Below are 16,410 nucleotides of genomic sequence, written 5' to 3' on the forward strand. Positions count from 1 at the left end.
TCAGGCTCCTTGGGCGTCGGGCAGGAAAGCGGTCGAGGCGTCGAGCAGCTCATCGCGCATGCTCAGCGCCAGCCGGTGCACCCAAGAGGTGCACCGCGGGGTCTGTGGGTAGCGGATCTCCAGGTAGGTCCCGTGCGGCAGGCAGCTGATCCAGGCGTGCACCTGAGCGCCCGGGGCAACCGGTCCGAGCAGCACCTGCGCCTCGCTGTCGGCCCAGCCCTCCCAGCCCGGGCAGCGTCGACCGTTGATGTAGGACAGCACCAACGACGGCTCCAGCTCGGCGTCCAGCAGCTCGGCCGCAAGAGGCAGGGGTACGTCGGCGGCCGGCTGCGAGGCGTCCCACGCCTCAGCCGTCGCCTGGGTCACCTCGGCCAGGTCCGCGTGCTTCGGTGCGTTCACCGTCATGGGCGCGACGCCGGCGAACCAGCCGACAGCGGAGGCCAGCGCGGGCGTCGCGCGGTTGTGCGTCGACATCAGCGCGGTGAGTCTGCTGCTGCCCTCCTCGAGCATGAGCGCGTGCACCAGCAGGGCGATGAAGCCGACGCCGACGGGCGTCTGCGCCGCGCGCAGGTGACCGATGAAGTGGTTGGTCTCCGTGGGTGAGGCGATGAGGTGGGACTCGACCGTGTGCCGGTGACGTGCGCCCCGGCGTACACCGGACGCGGACGGCAGCGCCGGGAGCCGACGGTGCTCATCAAGGGCCGCACTCCACCGCTCCAGACCGGACTCCACGTCGCCCGTCGTGCACAGCTCCTGCTCGGTCACGGCGAAGTCGACGTAGCTGCCCACCTGTGGTGGTGCCTGGCGGTGCAGATCGGCGAGCTCGGCCACGCTGAGGTAGGCGGAGTAGCCGTCGAAGGTGCCGTGGTCGAAGGCCGCCAGCAGCGTGGTGCCCTCGGCGCCGTCGACCGTCACGAACGCCGCGGACGGCCAGGCGAGGGGATGGGTCTCGGCGGCGAGGTGCGCGGCCGCGACGTCGTGGGCGGAGTCCGCGTCGGCGTACTCCGCGAGGACCTGTGGCTCGAACGTCACGATGCCAGCCGGGAGCGTACGACGGACGAGGCGCCCGCCGTCCCGCGTCACGAAGCCGCTGCGCAGGCTCTCGTGCCGGTCCACGTAGCGGGCGAGCATCGATGCGACGCTGTCCTCCGTCGCATTGCCGAGCCGGCATGAGAAGCCGATCCACGGAGCGGGCTGCTCGTCGTGGGGGCGGGTGGTGCCGACCTGCTTCGCGCGGTGCAAGTGGGCGCGCTGGTTGAAGGTGGGCGGGCGGGGGTCGAGCGTGGTGGCGGCGTACGAGCGGTGGGTCTGCTCGCAGGGGCGCCAGGCGACGATGCGACCTGCGCCGACATGCTCTCGGTCGAACTGAAAAATGCGCACGGGACCTCCCAGATGCCTGGTCGGGCGAGAAGGTAAGGGGGGTGGTCACGGCAACCTTGCCGGCGACCGCAGCAACGTTAGGGCACGAAGTTCAAGCGTTGGTCAAGAGAGAACAGGGCGCCTTCAAATCACGAGTGACGTTGGGCACAAAGGGAATTCGCGGGTGACGTGAGTCACCCGATCAGCCCAGCAGGTTGTGCTTGAAGCACCAGCGCCATGCCTCGCCCGGCTCGAAGGAGCGCATGACGGGGTGGCCGGTCTCCTCGTAGTGGCGGGTCGCGTGCCGGCTCACCGAGGAGTCGCAGCAGCCGACGTTGCCGCAGGTGAGGCAGAGCCGCAGGTGGACCCAGGTGGTGCCTTCGCGGATGCACTCCGGGCACTCGTCGTGGGTCTCGGGCTCGACCGACGAGTCGGCGTCGCGCAGGTCCTCGCAGCCGCCTTTGCGCCCCTCAGGGGTCAGCAGCATCCGGTCGCGCATCTGCTCCTCGCGATCTCCGATCGAGGCGATCATCGACTCCTCGATGTCGAGTGAGCTCATCACCGTTCGCAGTATGTCGTGGTCCAGGAGTCCGTGGTCGCGCATCTTCAGGACCTTGGTGCGCTCGGCCTGCAGCATGGCGGTCCGAAGCCGCCGGTAGACCTCGGTCGGTGCCTCCGAGTCGTCGCGGCCGCCGCCCAGGCGCTCCCAGGCGAGGTTGGCCCGCCGCTCGGCCTGCGCACGCAGCGCGTGCTCGATGTCCGCGGGCACGGGCGGCGCGTCGGGGTCCTCGATGACCCGGTCCAGCTCGGCGCCGCCTGCGCGCACGGCGGCCTGGGTGACCTGCGCGGCCTGCAGCGCGTCCTCACGCGGGTCGGGTGCGTGCAGATCCAGCCGTCGCGACAGCCAGCCCAGCGAGAAGCCCTGGATGATGAGGGTGCCGACGGTGACCACTAGGGCGATGAGCACGATCGCCTCGCGCTGCGGGAAGTTCTCCGGCAGCAGGAAGGCCGCCGCCAGCGTCACCACACCGCGCATGCCGGCCCAGGAGATGATCGCCGCCTCCCGCAACGAGAGCGCGTTGGCGAGGGAGAACGGGCGCTTCCACAACCAGGCCAGCGGCATCACGAAGATCGGCCGCAGCAGCATCACGGTCACCAGGACGCCGAGGCTGACGAGCAGTGCCGAGCCGAGCCCGATGTTGGGATCGTGCACGACCGCGTCGACGATCGTGCGGGTCTGCAGGCCGATCAGCAGGAAGACGAGGTTCTCGAGCAGGAACTGGATGGTCGACCAGTTCATCCGCTCGTAGACCCGCGACTGGGCGGTCTGGATGATCGGCGCCTTGTGTGCCAGCAGCACGCCGCAGACGACGACCGCGATGACACCCGAGGCGTGTGCCCCGTCGATGTTGATCTCCTCCGCAGGCAGGTACGCCAGCCACGGGGACAGGAACGAGATCGCCACATCGGTGACGGGTTCGGTCACGTGCGTGCGGACGTACGCGATGACCTTGAACGCGATCAGCCCGACGACCGCGCCACCGATCGAGGCGATGAGGAAGTCGCGGGACGCGATGAAGAGTGAGGCGCCGCCGGCAGTGACGGCGGCCGCAGCAGCTGTCCGGACGGTCACCAGCGCGGTGGCGTCGTTGAACAGCGACTCGCCCTCGAGGATCGTGACGACACGTTTGGGCAGCCCGATTCTGCGAGCCACCGCCGTTGCGGCCACGGCATCCGGGGGAGCCACCACGCCACCCAGCGCGAGGGCCGCAGCGAAGGGGATGGCCAGCCCGAGCCAGCTGTGCAGCAGCAGCCAGGCCACGACGCCGACGCCGAGCGCGGTGAACAGCACGAGGAACACCGACAGCGACAGGATCTGGATGCGGTTGCGTCCGAGATCGATCAGCGACGTCTGCGACGCGGCCGCGAACAGCAGCGGCGGCAGGAACCCGAGCAGGATGACCTCGGGGTCGACCTCGAACGGGAACGGCATCCACGGCAGGTAGGACGCCAGCGCCCCCAGCGCGGTGAGCACCAGGGGCGCGGACAGGCTGACGCGACGCGACAGGGTCGTGATGATGACGACCGTGGCGACGAGCAGCAGGATGGGGAGGGCGACGTCCACCGGGTCATCCTTCCACCGCGCAGCGGCGGGTTACGCCGCTATCCGGCCAGGGCCTCCCGCAGCGTGTCCAGGCCGAGCCCGCCGAGGTCGAGCGCGCGACGGTGGAAGGCCTTGAGGTCGAAGGCGTCGCCCTCGCGGGTCTTGACCTCCTCACGCAGCTGCAGCCACAGCCGCTCGCCGATCTTGTACGACGGAGCCTGGCCCGGCCAGCCGAGGTAGCGGTCCAGCTCGAATCGCAGGAAGCCCTCGGCCATGTCGGCGTGCGCGTTGAGGAACTGCCAGGCCTTGTCGTAGGTCCAGTCGCCGCCACCGACCTCGGCCGGCGCCTCGAACCCGCAGTGCACACCGATGTCGAGCACGACGCGGGCCGCGCGCAGCGACTGACCGTCGAGCATGCCGAGTCGGCTGCCCGGGTCATCGAGGTAGCCGAGCTCCTCCATCAGCCGCTCGGCATAGAGCGCCCAGCCCTCGCCGTGACCCGAGGTCCACACGTCCATCCGGCGCCAGGAGTTCAGCAGCTCGGAGCGGTACATCGTCTGGGCGACCTGGAGGTGATGGCCAGGGACACCCTCGTGATAGACGGTCGTCAGCTCGCGCCAGGTGCCGAACTGCTCGACACCCTTGGGCACCGACCACCACATGCGCCCCGGACGGGAGAAGTCCTCGCTCGGGCCGGTGTAGTAGATGCCGCCGGACTGGGTCGGCGCGATCATGCACTCGATCGTGCGCACCGGGTCGGGGATGTCGAAGTGCGTGCCGCCAAGCTCCGCGATCGCCTCGTCGGCCTTCTCCTGCATCCACGCCTTGAGCGCGTCGGTGCCGTGCAGCTGGTAGGCCGGGTCATCGTCCAGAACCTTCATGGCCTCCTTGACCGAGGCGCCCGGCTTGATCTGCTGGGCGACCTTGCCCATCTCGGCGGTGATGCGCGCGAGCTCTTCCTGACCCCAGGCGTACGTCTCCTCCAGGTCGACCTTCGCGCCGAGGAAGCGACGGGAGTGCAGGGGGTAGATCTCGCGCCCGCAGCCGTCCGTCTCGGGCGCCTGCGGCAGGAACTCGGCGCGCAGGCGCTCGCCGGCCTTGGCGTACGCCGACGCCGCGGCCTGGGCGGCCTTCTCCAGGTCCGTACGCACCGCGTCGGGGAGGGTGTCGCCGTCGCCGGCCTTCGCGTTCTTGACGAGGCTGGCGAAGTAGCCGTCGTCGGCGGTGTGGTCGACGGTCTGCGTGATGCACGCCTCGACCTGACGACGGGCGCTGACCGAGCCGCGCTCGGCGCCTGCGGCCAAGGACTCGAACCACTGGTCGAGGGCCTTCGGCATGGCGTTCAGGCGGCCGGCGATGTGTGACCAGTGCTCGCCCGTGTCGGTCGGCATCAGGTCCAGGACGTCGCGCATCTCCTGCAGCGGGGAAGCGATGACGTTGAGATTCATCAGCTCCAGACCGGCCTCGTGGACCTCCTGGGCGAGGCCAAGCCGCTCGCGCATCGCCGAGATGGTCACCCGGTCGACGTCATCGGTCGCCTCGACACCGTCCAGGGACGTGAGGACGTCGGCTCGCAGACGGGCGTGCGCATCGAGCCCGGCCGGTGAGAAGTCGTCGAGCTCCTCCTCGTGGCCCTCGATCCCGAGGTAGGTCTGCCCGATCGGGCTGAGCGCCAGCTGATCCTCGTGGTAGCGCTCAGCGATCGCGTCGACGGCGGTGGGCGTGCGGGTGGGAGTGGTGTCGGTCACCTCTGGACTCTAGGCAGAGTGACATCGGTCGGGCCACACAGTTGTCGAACTGTCTGGGCCCGCGTGCGCCGTACCCCCGCTAGCGTCGCACCATGACAACGTCCCATGTGAATGGTCAGGCCCGGCGTACGACGTGGACGCGTGCCGTCATCGGCGTCGTCGCGGCGTTCGTGATGGTCCTCGGGGCGGCTGCTCCGGCGCGCGCAGCCAGTCCGGTCAAGATCGCGAATGTCGGTGCCTGGGCTGAGAACTCGGTGACCTTGCCGAACGGCGACATCATCGTGTCAGGCGACGGGCTGCAGCGGATCGACCACGACACGCACGCCGTCACCAAGGTCGCCGACGTGAGCGGGCCGGGCGGCCTGGTGCTCAAGGGGGACACGGTCTACTTCGCGGCAGGCGTCAGCCCCGCCAATGTGATTCAGCACCATGCGACCATCGAGTCGCTCGACCTGTCGACCGGGCAACGCGCGGTGGTGCTGTCGGGTCTGCCGTTCATCAACGGCCTCGGTCTGCTGCCCGACGGCTCTCTCGTGTTCACCGCGACGATCGATCTGACCTTGTCCGGTGTCTACCGCACCTCATCGGACCTGAGCACCTATCACCGGATCAACACCACGATCCCCACGCCCAACGGACTCACAGTCGGTCCGGACGGCCAGATCTACGTCGGCTCGACGGTGCAGGGCACGATCACCCGCGTCGACCCGACGTCGGGTGCGGCGAGCGGTGTCACCGGCAGGCTGCCGCTGATCGACGACCTCACGTACGCCCCCGACGGCTTCCTCTACGCCGCCACCAACACCGGCTGCATCGTGCGCGTCGACCCGCGCACGGGTGCCCGCACCACCGTAGCCAGCGGACTGCTCGGGGCGACCAGTGCCAAGACGTACGACGCCACCCAGGTCGTCGTGACGACGATCCCGGGTGACGTCTCGCTCGTGCCGACGAGCTGAGTGTCAGCTGCGACGAGCGGTCAGCAGGAGGTACTCCCACTGCATCCGACCGTTGCCCAGGTCGTGCTGCGCAGCGAGGTCCACGAGCGCCTGGTCCAGGGCGGCGATCCGGTCGGCATCGTCGCCGAGGGACGTGTAGACCGCGATGGTCGGGCCGTACGCCGCCTTGAAGAAGTCGCGGAACTCCTCCGGGCGGGCGAAGCAGGTCACCTCGAGCAGCTCCTTGCGCGCGGACACGTCCGTGACGCGGTCGCCGAGCAGCCCCCGTACGTGTGCCTCGTCGCCCCACAGCGGCGGCGGCTGCGCGCCGGGAGGCGGCGCGGGAGCGTACGGCTTCAGCGCCGCGAACAGCTGGCCGATGAACCCCTGCGGGGTCCAGCTGACCAGCCCGAGCGATCCGCCGGGCCGCAGCACGCGGACCAGCTCATCGGCGCTGTCCTGGTGGTGCGGCGCAAACATCACGCCGACGCAGGACATGACGGTGTCGAACTCGCCGTCCTCGAAGGGCAGGGACTCGGCATCGGCCTCGCTCCACGTGAGCACGGCTCCCTGGGCCGCGGCCTCCTTGGCGCCGATCTCGAGCAGCTCCGGGGTGAGATCGGTCGCCACGACCCGGCCGCCCTCGAGCGCCGCGGGAATCGCCGCATTGCCCGTCCCGGCCGCCACGTCGAGCACGTGGTCTCCCACGCGAATCTCTAATGCCTGCACCAGAACTCGGCCGAGATCGGGGATGACGTCTCCCGCCACAGCGGAGTAGTCGCCCGAGGCCCACATGGCACGGTGCCGGGCCTTGAGCTCGTGATCGAGGGTGGTCTGCTGGGTCATGTCGTTCTCCTTTGAACGGGTGATCTCAGGGTCGGTGGGCGTGCTCCGGGCCGCTAGTTCCAGGTCTGAAGCGCTCACGGTTCACGATCTGTACTGGTGCGCCGGTCGGTCCGGGCGTCTACTGGGGGTGGGGAGCGGTGAAGGAGGGAGCACCCACTTCAACGAGCTGCGGCGCGGCAACCCCAAGATGTCGCCGGCCCTGCTGTCCAAACGGCTGCGCAGCCTCGAGCGCGCGGGAGTCGTACGGCGCACCGTCGACCACGGTCGCGCGGCGTACACGCTGACCGAGTGCGGTATGGAGCTGCGCCCGGTCGTGGAGGGCTTGGGCGCGTGGGGCGTGCGCTGGATCGGCGAGCTCGGCGAGGCCGACCTTGACCCGCACCTGCTGATGTGGGACATCAAGCGCACGGTGCCGCTGGACGCCTGGCCGCGGGCGCGGACCGTGGTGGCGTTCCGGTTCGCCGATGTGAGCCCACAGGTGGCGCGCTGGTGGCTGTGCGTCGCCGACGGCGCCATCGACGTGTGCGACTTCGACCCAGGTTTCGAGGTCACCGCGCAGGTCGACATCGGCCTGCGCACCCTCACCGAGATCTGGCGTGGCGACACGTCCTGGCTGCAGGCGCTGCGCGCCGACCGGGTGACCGTCACCGGACCTGCCCAGGTCCGTACGGCCGTGCCGACCTGGCTGGGCCAGTCCGCCCTGGCGGCCGTCGCCAGACCTGCGTGAGCCCTCAGCACGCGGCAGCGCGGGTGAGGGGGAGTTCCATGAAGTACGCGTGCTCCTGGAGACCCGACAGCGCGGTCTCGGAGTGCTCAAGCATCGGGATGCTGTGGAAGCCGAGCGAGCGGTACAGCCCATGCGCCTCGGTCATGAACACCGCCGTCTCGAGCCGCACGCACTGATAGCCGATGGCGCGGGCCTCCGAGAGCAGTCGCTGCAGCAGCGCGCGACCGAGTCCGTCGCCCCTGAACTCCGGGCGGACGTACATCCGCTTGATGTGAGCCGTGGTGTCGTCGACCGGCCGCAGCGCGCCGACGCCGACGACCTCGCCGTCGTCCAGGCCGACCAGCAGCCGGCCGGACGCGCCGAGCAGTCGAGGCAGCTCCTGCAGGAACTCTTGGTGGTGCTTCTCGGCGAGCGCCTGGTGGTCCTCGATGACGACACCGCACTGCTGCTCGAGCTGGTGAGTGGCCCAGTGCAGGTACTCCCGCAGCAGGGGCTCGACGAGCGCTCGCGCCTGGATCGGCGGGTTGCCCAGTCGTTGGATACGCATGGTGCTCCTTCCGTCGCCGCCTCCGCGTCGACCTGCTGGAAGGAGTACGTCCCGGGCGGGCTGATACTGCCTCGCGCCTTGCCGATGCCCGTCGTACGGTGGCGCCGTGTTCACAGTGCTCTCGGTCAACGTCGGCTCAGCGCAGGCCCAGCCGGGCGGCAAGGGACTGCCGACCGGCATCGGTAAGCAGCCGGTCGACCACATCGACGTCCGCGACCCGGGGCCCAAGCACGGCGGTGAAGGCAGCGGCGTCACGGGTGACTTCATCGGCGACCGTCAGCATCACGGGGGATCACTGCAGGCGCTGTACGCCTTTGCTCGGGAAGAGCTCGACGGCTGGCAGGAGCGCCTCGGCAGAGAGCTGCCCAACGGCATGTTCGGCGAGAACCTCACGACCCAGGGCATCGAGGTCGACGCCGCTCTGATCGGTGAGCGCTGGGCGATCGGACCCGAGGTGGTGGCCGTGGTGACCGCGCCACGCATCCCGTGCGTCACGTTCGCTGCGCGCATGGGCGAGCCTGGATGGCTGAAAACCTTTGCAGCGCACGGTCTTTCAGGTGCCTACCTCGCGATCGAGACGCCCGGACGGATCAGCGTCGGCGCCGAGATCGAGGTGTTGTCCAGGCCCGACCACGACGTGGTCGTACCCGTGGTGTTCGAGGCGTTCATGGGTGACCTGGATGCCGCTCGCCACGTCCTCGATGCCGAGGTGCTGCACTCGGTCGAGCACGAGTCCTTGCGGCGGCACGTCGAGCGGCGCAGCGCGCCCTGACGTCAGGCGTTGACCGACGCCGGGACGGACTCGGGTGTGGTCTGCTCGATCCGCTCGGCCTTGCGCCACTCGCGGACGGAGTAGGCGATGGCGGCGGCCCAGACGGCGTACAGCACGACGTAGACCGCGTAGCGGGTGCCGTCGGACGCGTCGATCCAGTCGCTCTTGAGCAGCGTGCGGCTGTTGGTCACGATGATGACGCCGCCGACCAGCGAGCCGAGGATGCGCGGCGGGATGATGCGCACGAGCCAGGCCGCGATCGGAGCGGCGATGGCGCCACCGATGAGCAGCGCCGCCACCCAGCCGAAGTCGATGCCCTTGGAGCCGAGCGCGGTCAGGAATCCGATGCTCGCGGCGATGGAGACGAGGAACTCCGCGGTGTCCACGGACCCAATGACCTTGCGCGGCTCGAGCCGACCCGAGCTGAGGATCGCCGGCGTGCCGACCGGGCCCCAGCCGCCGCCGCCCGTGGCGTCCACGAAACCGGCGACCAGGCCGAGCGGGCTCAGGAAGCGCTTGCGCAGCGGCTTGCCGAGGTGGGTGGTCTTCAGTCCCCAGAGCGTGAAGCGGGTGAGGACGTAGATGCCGAGCGTCAGCAGCACGATCGACATGACCGGCTCGGCCGTCTCGGTCGAGAGGTTGGACAGGAACGTCGCTCCGGCGAACGCGCCGACTGCGCCGGGGATGCCGATCTTGAGGACGACGCCCCAGTCGACGTTGCCGAACTTCCAGTGCGAGGTGCCCGAGACCAGCGTCGTACCGATCTCAGCGAGGTGCACGGTGGCCGACGCGGCGGCCGGGTTGGTGCCGATCGCGAGCAGCAGCGTGGTGGAGGTGACGCCGTACGCCATCCCGAGGCTGCCGTCGACGAGCTGAGCGCCCAGGCCCACGAGGGCGAGCAAGAGGAGTTTGCGCATGGGGTGCTGCTCCTGGCGTCGTACGGGCACGGTCAGGGGCACGAACCCCACGCCGGACGATAACAGGGCACACGGAGATTGATAATTGAGTGTTACTCATTGTGAGACGCGGACGTTCAGCCGGGGCGGCCCGAGCCGACCCACCCGTCGTGCGATGCGCGTACGGCCGACCGCAGCTGGGGACGACCCCACCTGGAGCGGGGGTCGGGCGCCGATGGCTCGGCCGAACCGCGCGCCGCCGAGAGGACCGCGAGCACCGCAGCAACCTCCTCGGGCGAGGCGTCGCCGCTGATGACCCGCAGCGGTGGTTGCTGCTCGCTCATAGCGGGATGTTGCCGTGCTTGCGGGGCGGCAGGGTCTCGCGCTTGGTGCGCAGCGCGCGCAACGCCTTGACGACGTAGGTGCGGGTGTAGGACGGCGGGATCACCGAGTCGACATAGCCCCGCTCGGCCGCGATGTAGGGGTTGGCGAGCGCGTCCTCGTACTCCTGGATGAGCTCCTGGCGCCTCGCCTCGATGGCGCTCTGATCGCCACCGCTTTCCTCGGCCGCGGCGGCAATTTGCTTGCGGTACAAGATGTTTGCCGCACCTTGCGCACCCATCACCGCGATCTGCGCCGTCGGCCAGGCGAGGTTGATGTCGGCGCCGAGGTGCTTGGAGCCCATGACGTCGTACGCGCCGCCGTAGGCCTTGCGGGTGATCACCGTGACGAGCGGCACGGTGGCCTCGGCGTACGCATAGAGCAGCTTGGCGCCGCGACGGATGATGCCGCCCCACTCCTGGTCGGTGCCGGGCAGGAAGCCCGGCACGTCGACAAACGTGAGGACCGGGATGTTGAACGCGTCGCAGGTGCGGACGAAGCGGGCGGCCTTCTCGGAGGCGTTGATGTCGAGCGTGCCGGCCAGCTGCATCGGCTGGTTGGCCACGACACCGACCGGGCGACCCTCGACGCGCCCGAACCCGGTCACGATGTTGGGCGCGAAAAGCTCTTGGGTCTCGAGGAACTCGCCGTCATCGAGCACGTGGTCGATGGCGGTCTTGATGTCGTAGGGCATGTTGGGCGAGTCCGGGACCAGCGTGTCCAGCTCGCGGTCGACATCGGTGACCTCGAGCTCGACCTCGGTGTCGTAGACCACCGGCTCATCCATGTTGTTGGACGGCAGGTACGCGAGCAGCTCCTTGACGTAGGAGATCGCATCGGTCTCGTCGGAGGCCATGTAGTGCGCCACGCCCGACTTGGTGCTGTGGGCCCGCGCGCCGCCCAGGTCCTCGAACGCGACGTCCTCGCCGGTCACGGTCTTGATGACGTCCGGACCGGTGATGAACATGTGCGACGTCTGGTCGACCATCACGGTGAAGTCGGTGATGGCGGGGGAGTAGACCGCACCACCGGCGCACGGTCCCATCACCAACGAGATCTGCGGGATGACGCCGGATGCGTGCACATTGCGACGGAAGATCTCGGCGTAGAGCCCGAGCGCGACGACACCCTCCTGGATGCGCGCGCCGCCGGAGTCGTTGATGCCGACGACCGGGCAGCCGATCTTGGCCGCGAGGTCCATGACCTTGACGATCTTCTCGCCGAACACCTCGCCCAGCGACCCGCCGAACACGGTGAAGTCCTGGGAGAAGACGCAGACCGTACGACCATCGACGGTGCCGTAGCCGGTCACCACGCCATCGCCGTACGGCCGCTCCTGCTCCTGCCCGAAGCTGGTCGATCGGTGCCGGGCCAGCTCGTCCATCTCGATGAACGAACCTTCGTCGAGCAGCAGGTCGATCCGCTCGCGGGCGGTCTGCTTGCCCTTGGCGTGCTGCTTGTCGACCGCACGGGCGGATCCGGCGTGAACAGCCTCGTCATTGCGCTGGTGCAGGTCCGCCAGCCGCCCCGCCGTGGTGTGCAGATCCGGTGTGCCGTCGGAGGGGAGGGCGTTTCCTGTGCCGTTTCGCGTAGCTCCTCCTCCCGTCGGCGTCGCAGGCTCCGCCGAGCGGGCATTGTCGCTACTCATGCGCGAGACAATAGCCTTGGCCGTGTGAGCCAGATTGAGGACGTCTCAGGGAGCACGCGCCTCCCCCTCGATCGAGACCGCCTGACCGTGCTTCTCGAGGGTGCGCCGTGGGCCGATGTCGTGGTGCACGAGACCGTGGGCTCGACCAACGCCGAGCTGGTCGATGACGCCCGTCCCTGGCGGGTGGTGACGGCCGACCACCAGCAGCAGGGCCGTGGACGGATGGCCCGGACCTGGCAGGCGCCGCCCCGCTCCTCGATCGCGCTCTCCGTCAGCCTTCCGCTGCCCGCCTCGCCCGAGGTCTGGGGCTGGGTGCCCCTTCTGGTCGGCGCGACCGTACGCACGGCTCTCGTGGGTCGTACGGGTGTCGACATCGGGTTGAAGTGGCCCAACGACGTCCTCGCGCGCCGGGCGGGCTCCGACGACGAGTGGCGCAAGGTCGCGGGCATCCTCTGCCAGACGGCGACAGCGGCCGGCACAGCGCCTCTGGTGGTCGTCGGTATCGGACTGAACGTCGACCTCACCGAGCCCGAGCTGCCGGTGCAGACCGCGACCTCACTGACGTTGAGCGGCGCCGAGCCGCTCGACCGCGAGCAGCTCATCGCTGACATCCTCGACGGCCTCGTCCGGCTCCAGCGCACCTGGGAGGGTGAGCCCGACCTCGGAGCCCTGCGGGCGCCCTACGTCGAGCACTGCGTCACCCTCGGTCAGCAGGTCGACGTCCACCTGCCCGACGGATCCGTACGCCGGGGCCTGGCTCGCGACATCGACGCGACCGGGCGGCTGGTCGTCGAGGGCGACGACGGGTTGGTGCCGCACGCCGTCGGTGACGTGGTCCATGTGCGAGCTGCCGGCGCGGCCGGGCCCAGGAGCGCGGCCCCGTGACCGAGCCCGAGCAGCGCGAGAGTGCGCGCTATGTCGATGACATCGAGGCCCAGATCATGGGTCACCCCCGCACCCTGCGACGCACCGACGTCGGGCGGATCGCAGGGGTGTCGGGCGAGGACATGCAGCGGCTGTGGCGGGCGCTGGGGTTCGCCAGCCCACGCGATGAGGACGTGCTCTTCTCCGAGGCCGACGTCGTCGCACTGCGCGGTGTGATGAACCTTGTCAGCGACCAGGAGGTGGACCGGGCGACCGCATTGTCGATGGCCCGGGCCTTCGGTCGAAGCACCGACCGCCTCGCCATGTGGCAGACCCAGCTGATCGCCGACTTCGTCAGCGGTGATGACGGCATCGGCCTGGACCGGCACACCGCGTTGCAGACGGCGCAGGTCACCGCCGAGCTGGCCGACCGGCTCGAGCCGCTGCTGGTCTACGCCTGGCGCCGCAACATGACCCTCGCGATCTCACGGATGGTGGCCGACTCCGAGCCGGAGAGCCAGGTCGGCGTGATCCGCACGGTCGGCTTCGCGGATCTGGTGAGCTTCACCCAGCTGGTCCGCCAGCTCAGCGAGCGCGAGCTGGCGCAGCTCGTGCTGAGGTTCGAGGCGCTGGCCTCCGACGTGGTCTCCGCCCATGGCGGCGCGCTGGTCAAGACCGTCGGCGACGAGGTGCTCTTCACCCACCAGGAGATCGAGGGCGCCGTCGACATCGCCTTCGACCTGCTGGACGCGGCTGCGGCCGACGATCTGGTGCCGCGGATGCGGGTGGGCATGGCGACCGGCCGGGTCCTCGCCCGGCTGGGGGACATCTACGGCAACACGGTCAACCGCGCCGCTCGCCTCACTTCGGTCGCTCGGCCAGGTACCGTGCTCGCCGACGCCCAGGTGGCCACCGCGGTGCAGGACCGACCGCACGTCCGCACGGCCGCACTGGACAAGATCGACCTGCCCGGGCTGGGCGAGCTGCGCCCGTGGGCCCTGCAGCACAAGCGAGACTCCGACCAAGGAGACGCATGACCACCGACACCCTGGTGCGCATCGAACGTCACGGCAACCACGTGGCCGAGCTGGTGCTCGACCGCCCGGACTCCCTCAACGCCATCTCCACCGAGATGGCTCGCCAGCTCGCCGCCCGCGCTGCCGAGCTCGCCGCTGATGAGAGCGTGCGCTGCGTCGTGGTCTCCAGCAGCCAGGCCAAGGCGTTCTGTGTAGGCGCCGACCTCAAGGAACGCAACGGGTTCAGCGACGCTGAGCTGATGGCTCAACGGCCCGTCACGCGGGCGGCGTACGGCGGTGTCCTGGCTCTCCCGGTGCCCGCGGTGGCCGCGGTCGAGGGCTATGCGCTCGGTGGCGGTCTGGAGATCGCGCTGTCCTGTGACATCGTCGTGTGCGGCGACTCGGCCGTGGTCGGTCTGCCCGAAGTTTCGGTCGGAGTCATCCCAGGTGGCGGCGGTACCCAGCTACTGACCCGTAGAGTCGGCTGGTCGCGCGCCGCGCGGATGATCTTCTCCGCCCGACGGCTGTCGGCGGACGAGGCCCACCGCGACGGTGTCGTCGATCAGGTTGTTCCGGCGGGTGAAGCACACGCCGCCGCTCTGGCTCTGGCCGAAGCGGTGGCGGCCAACTCGCCGGTCGGCCTGCGCAACGCCAAGAAGGCGATGCGGCTGGGACTGGATGTTGACCTGGCGACCGGGCTCGAGGTGGAGGACGCGTGCTGGAGGGCTACAGCTTTTTCTGCGGACCGGGCCGAAGGTGTGCGAGCCTTCGCCGAGAAACGAGCTCCGCAATGGCCGTGACGGCGAACGTACGGTGTGCAGGAGTTGAGGAAGCGGTGAAGAGTGATGTCTGAGGCCCCTACGATCACGCCCATGGCTCGGGTGCTGCTGGCGGAGGACGACCCGACCATCTCCGAGCCCTTGGCGCGCGCGCTGCGACGCGAGGGTTACGAGGTCGATGTACGCGAGAACGGCGAGGCCGCGCTGGCCGGGGCGAAGGAGAACCCCGACGTCGTGGTGCTCGACCTCGGACTGCCCAAGATCGATGGGCTGGAGGTCTGCCGTCGGCTGCGGGCCGCCGGCCGCACGGTCCCGGTGCTGATCCTCACCGCTCGGGCTGACGAGGTCGACACGGTGGTCGGGCTCGATGCCGGCGCCGACGACTACGTCACCAAGCCGTTCCGGCTCGCTGAGCTGCTGGCCCGCGTGCGGGCCCTGCTGCGGCGCAGTCCGACCGATGCGGCGACCGTCGCACCGCTCGTGCGGATCGACGCTGACGCACGCCGCGCGTTCTTCGGCGACGACGAGCTGCAGCTGACGGCCAAGGAGTTCGACCTGCTTCGGGTGCTGGTGCGCGAGCAGGGCAAGGTCGTCTCTCGTGAGCAGCTGATGCGCGAGATCTGGGAGACCGCGTGGTTCGGGTCGACCAAGACGCTCGACATGCACGTGTCCGTGCTGCGTCGCAAGCTCGGCGACGACGCCTCCTCGCCCCGATTCATCACCACGGTGCGTGGTGTGGGCTTCCGGTTCGAGCCTGGGGCAGGCGACTGAGTGGGGCTTCGGTCTCGGCTGGTCCGGGCGACCCTTCTCACGGTCGTCGTCGCGGTCCTGATCATCACGCTGCCGGTCCTGGTGATCGTGCTGTGGCGTGGTCTCGCGCTCAACGGCAGCTCCGTCGACACGGCCGTCTGGCGCCTCGTGGGGCTGCTCGTCCTGATGAGTGCCATCGCTCTGGTTGTCGCGACGGTCATGGCCCGGCGCAACGCCGACCTGGTGGCCAGTCCCATGACCGAGCTCGCCGAGCGCGCCGCGGACCTGGGTGCGCGGCGTCCGCAGTTCCAGGCGTTGAAGACCGAGATCGCCGAGATCGACAAGGTCGCGGAGGTGCTCCAGCGGCGCGCCACCGACGTCGCCCGTCAGCTCGCCAACGAGCGCGACTTCGCCTCTGATGCGAGCCACCAGCTCCGAACACCGTTGACAGCGCTGCTGATTCGGCTCGAAGAGATCTCGCTGTCCGATGACCCCGTCACGATGCGCGAGGAAGCCCACATCTGCATCGACCAGGTCGAGCGGCTCACCCGCGTGGTCGATGACCTGTTGCGACGCTCGCGCGCGACGCCGGCCGAGGAGGTGCCAGAGGTGTCACTGGACTCCGTGCTGGCCTCGTTGCAGCTGGAGTGGCTCCCGGCCTTTCAGCAGGCTCGTCGCAGCGTGAAGGTGTCCGGGCAGCGCGACCTGCGGGTGCTCGCCAATCCTGACCACCTCGCCCAGATCATCTCGACCCTCCTGGAGAACTCGCTCAAGCATGGTGACGGCCGGGTCGAGGTCAATGCGCGGCGCAGCGGTCCTTCTGTCGTGCTCGAGGTGACCGACGAGGGCCGGGGCATCGACCCGAGCATCGCCGCGCGGATCTTCGAGCGGCGTGTCACGACCGGAGGCACCGGCCTCGGTCTGGCTCTGGCCCGCGACCTGGCTCAGTCCAACGGTGGCCGCCTCGAGCTGCTCGGCATCCACCCACCGCAGTTCGCGCTGTTCCTGTCGGAGGCGCCGGGCTCAGGCTCGGCCTGA

At 69.5% G+C, this 16,410-nt stretch carries 16 protein-coding genes; 8 read left to right on the plus strand and 8 right to left on the minus strand.

The window, feature by feature from the left end; genetic code table 11:
* The 3 genes from VV02_RS10300 to VV02_RS10310 form a co-directional block, all read right to left on the minus strand.
* The gene (locus VV02_RS10300; protein WP_052591461.1) at positions 1 to 1,380 is read right to left on the minus strand and encodes a condensation domain-containing protein; all 1,380 of its coding nucleotides are present in this window, start codon (positions 1,378 to 1,380) and stop codon (positions 1 to 3) included.
* A 181-nt stretch (positions 1,381 to 1,561) separates the two neighbouring features.
* Positions 1,562 to 3,484 (minus strand): cation:proton antiporter domain-containing protein, encoded by a 1,923-nt coding sequence (locus tag VV02_RS10305; protein WP_052591463.1) that lies wholly within the window; start codon positions 3,482 to 3,484, stop codon positions 1,562 to 1,564.
* A 38-nt stretch (positions 3,485 to 3,522) separates the two neighbouring features.
* Positions 3,523 to 5,211, minus strand: a complete 1,689-nt coding sequence (locus tag VV02_RS10310) for a DUF885 domain-containing protein (RefSeq protein ID WP_052591465.1) — start codon at positions 5,209 to 5,211, stop codon at positions 3,523 to 3,525.
* 92 nt (positions 5,212 to 5,303) lie between these two features.
* On the opposite strand from VV02_RS10310, the gene VV02_RS10315 reads away from it, so the two are divergent.
* Entirely contained in the window at positions 5,304 to 6,167 is an 864-nt protein-coding gene (locus tag VV02_RS10315; RefSeq protein ID WP_157063355.1) for a DUF6923 family protein, read from the plus strand.
* Between the two features lie 3 nt (positions 6,168 to 6,170).
* Here the strand turns inward: VV02_RS10315 and VV02_RS10320 are convergent, their stop codons facing one another.
* The gene (locus tag VV02_RS10320; RefSeq protein WP_052591468.1) at positions 6,171 to 6,992 is read right to left on the minus strand and encodes a class I SAM-dependent methyltransferase; all 822 of its coding nucleotides are present in this window, start codon (positions 6,990 to 6,992) and stop codon (positions 6,171 to 6,173) included.
* 127 nt (positions 6,993 to 7,119) lie between these two features.
* Here VV02_RS10320 and VV02_RS10325 point away from each other — a divergent pair, with 127 nt between their 5' ends.
* On the plus strand, positions 7,120 to 7,719 hold the full coding sequence (locus VV02_RS10325) for a winged helix-turn-helix transcriptional regulator (RefSeq protein ID WP_052591469.1): 600 nt from the start codon (positions 7,120 to 7,122) through the stop codon (positions 7,717 to 7,719).
* A 4-nt stretch (positions 7,720 to 7,723) separates the two neighbouring features.
* Here the strand turns inward: VV02_RS10325 and VV02_RS25955 are convergent, their stop codons facing one another.
* Entirely contained in the window at positions 7,724 to 8,266 is a 543-nt protein-coding gene (locus VV02_RS25955; protein WP_083450063.1) for a GNAT family N-acetyltransferase, read from the minus strand.
* A gap of 106 nt (positions 8,267 to 8,372) precedes the next feature.
* Here VV02_RS25955 and VV02_RS10335 point away from each other — a divergent pair, with 106 nt between their 5' ends.
* Positions 8,373 to 9,038 (plus strand): MOSC domain-containing protein, encoded by a 666-nt coding sequence (locus VV02_RS10335; RefSeq protein WP_245633042.1) that lies wholly within the window; start codon positions 8,373 to 8,375, stop codon positions 9,036 to 9,038.
* Positions 9,039 to 9,040: 2 nt separating this feature from the next.
* On the opposite strand, the gene VV02_RS10340 is transcribed toward VV02_RS10335, so the two are convergent.
* The 3 genes from VV02_RS10340 to VV02_RS10350 form a co-directional block, all read right to left on the minus strand.
* Positions 9,041 to 9,955 carry a sulfite exporter TauE/SafE family protein gene (locus tag VV02_RS10340; RefSeq protein ID WP_052591471.1) on the minus strand — a complete coding sequence of 305 codons (915 nt, stop codon included), beginning with the start codon at positions 9,953 to 9,955 and terminating at the stop codon, positions 9,041 to 9,043.
* 116 nt (positions 9,956 to 10,071) lie between these two features.
* Positions 10,072 to 10,278 carry an acyl-CoA carboxylase epsilon subunit gene (locus tag VV02_RS10345; RefSeq protein WP_052591473.1) on the minus strand — a complete coding sequence of 69 codons (207 nt, stop codon included), beginning with the start codon at positions 10,276 to 10,278 and terminating at the stop codon, positions 10,072 to 10,074.
* A complete protein-coding gene (locus VV02_RS10350; RefSeq protein WP_083450064.1) occupies positions 10,275 to 11,963 on the minus strand; it encodes an acyl-CoA carboxylase subunit beta in 1,689 nt (562 codons plus the stop codon). Before VV02_RS10350 ends, VV02_RS10345 begins: the two co-directional genes overlap by 4 nt.
* 24 nt (positions 11,964 to 11,987) lie before the next feature.
* Here VV02_RS10350 and VV02_RS10355 point away from each other — a divergent pair, with 24 nt between their 5' ends.
* The 5 genes from VV02_RS10355 (at position 11,988) to VV02_RS10375 (ending at position 16,410) form a co-directional block, all read left to right on the plus strand.
* Positions 11,988 to 12,848, plus strand: coding sequence for a biotin--[acetyl-CoA-carboxylase] ligase (locus tag VV02_RS10355; protein WP_052591474.1), 861 nt, complete (start codon positions 11,988 to 11,990; stop codon positions 12,846 to 12,848).
* Entirely contained in the window at positions 12,845 to 13,864 is a 1,020-nt protein-coding gene (locus VV02_RS10360; protein WP_052591476.1) for an adenylate/guanylate cyclase domain-containing protein, read from the plus strand. The genes VV02_RS10355 and VV02_RS10360 overlap by 4 nt, the downstream gene beginning before the upstream one ends.
* Positions 13,861 to 14,643 (plus strand): enoyl-CoA hydratase-related protein, encoded by a 783-nt coding sequence (locus VV02_RS10365; protein WP_052591478.1) that lies wholly within the window; start codon positions 13,861 to 13,863, stop codon positions 14,641 to 14,643. The genes VV02_RS10360 and VV02_RS10365 overlap by 4 nt, the downstream gene beginning before the upstream one ends.
* A 72-nt stretch (positions 14,644 to 14,715) precedes the next feature.
* The gene (locus VV02_RS10370) at positions 14,716 to 15,393 is read left to right on the plus strand and encodes a response regulator transcription factor (protein WP_052596815.1); all 678 of its coding nucleotides are present in this window, start codon (positions 14,716 to 14,718) and stop codon (positions 15,391 to 15,393) included.
* Positions 15,394 to 16,410, plus strand: coding sequence for a sensor histidine kinase (locus VV02_RS10375; protein ID WP_052591480.1), 1,017 nt, complete (start codon positions 15,394 to 15,396; stop codon positions 16,408 to 16,410). It abuts the gene before it with no gap.

It is taken from the genome of Luteipulveratus mongoliensis (assembly GCF_001190945.1).
Lineage (GTDB): Bacteria > Actinomycetota > Actinomycetes > Actinomycetales > Dermatophilaceae > Luteipulveratus > Luteipulveratus mongoliensis.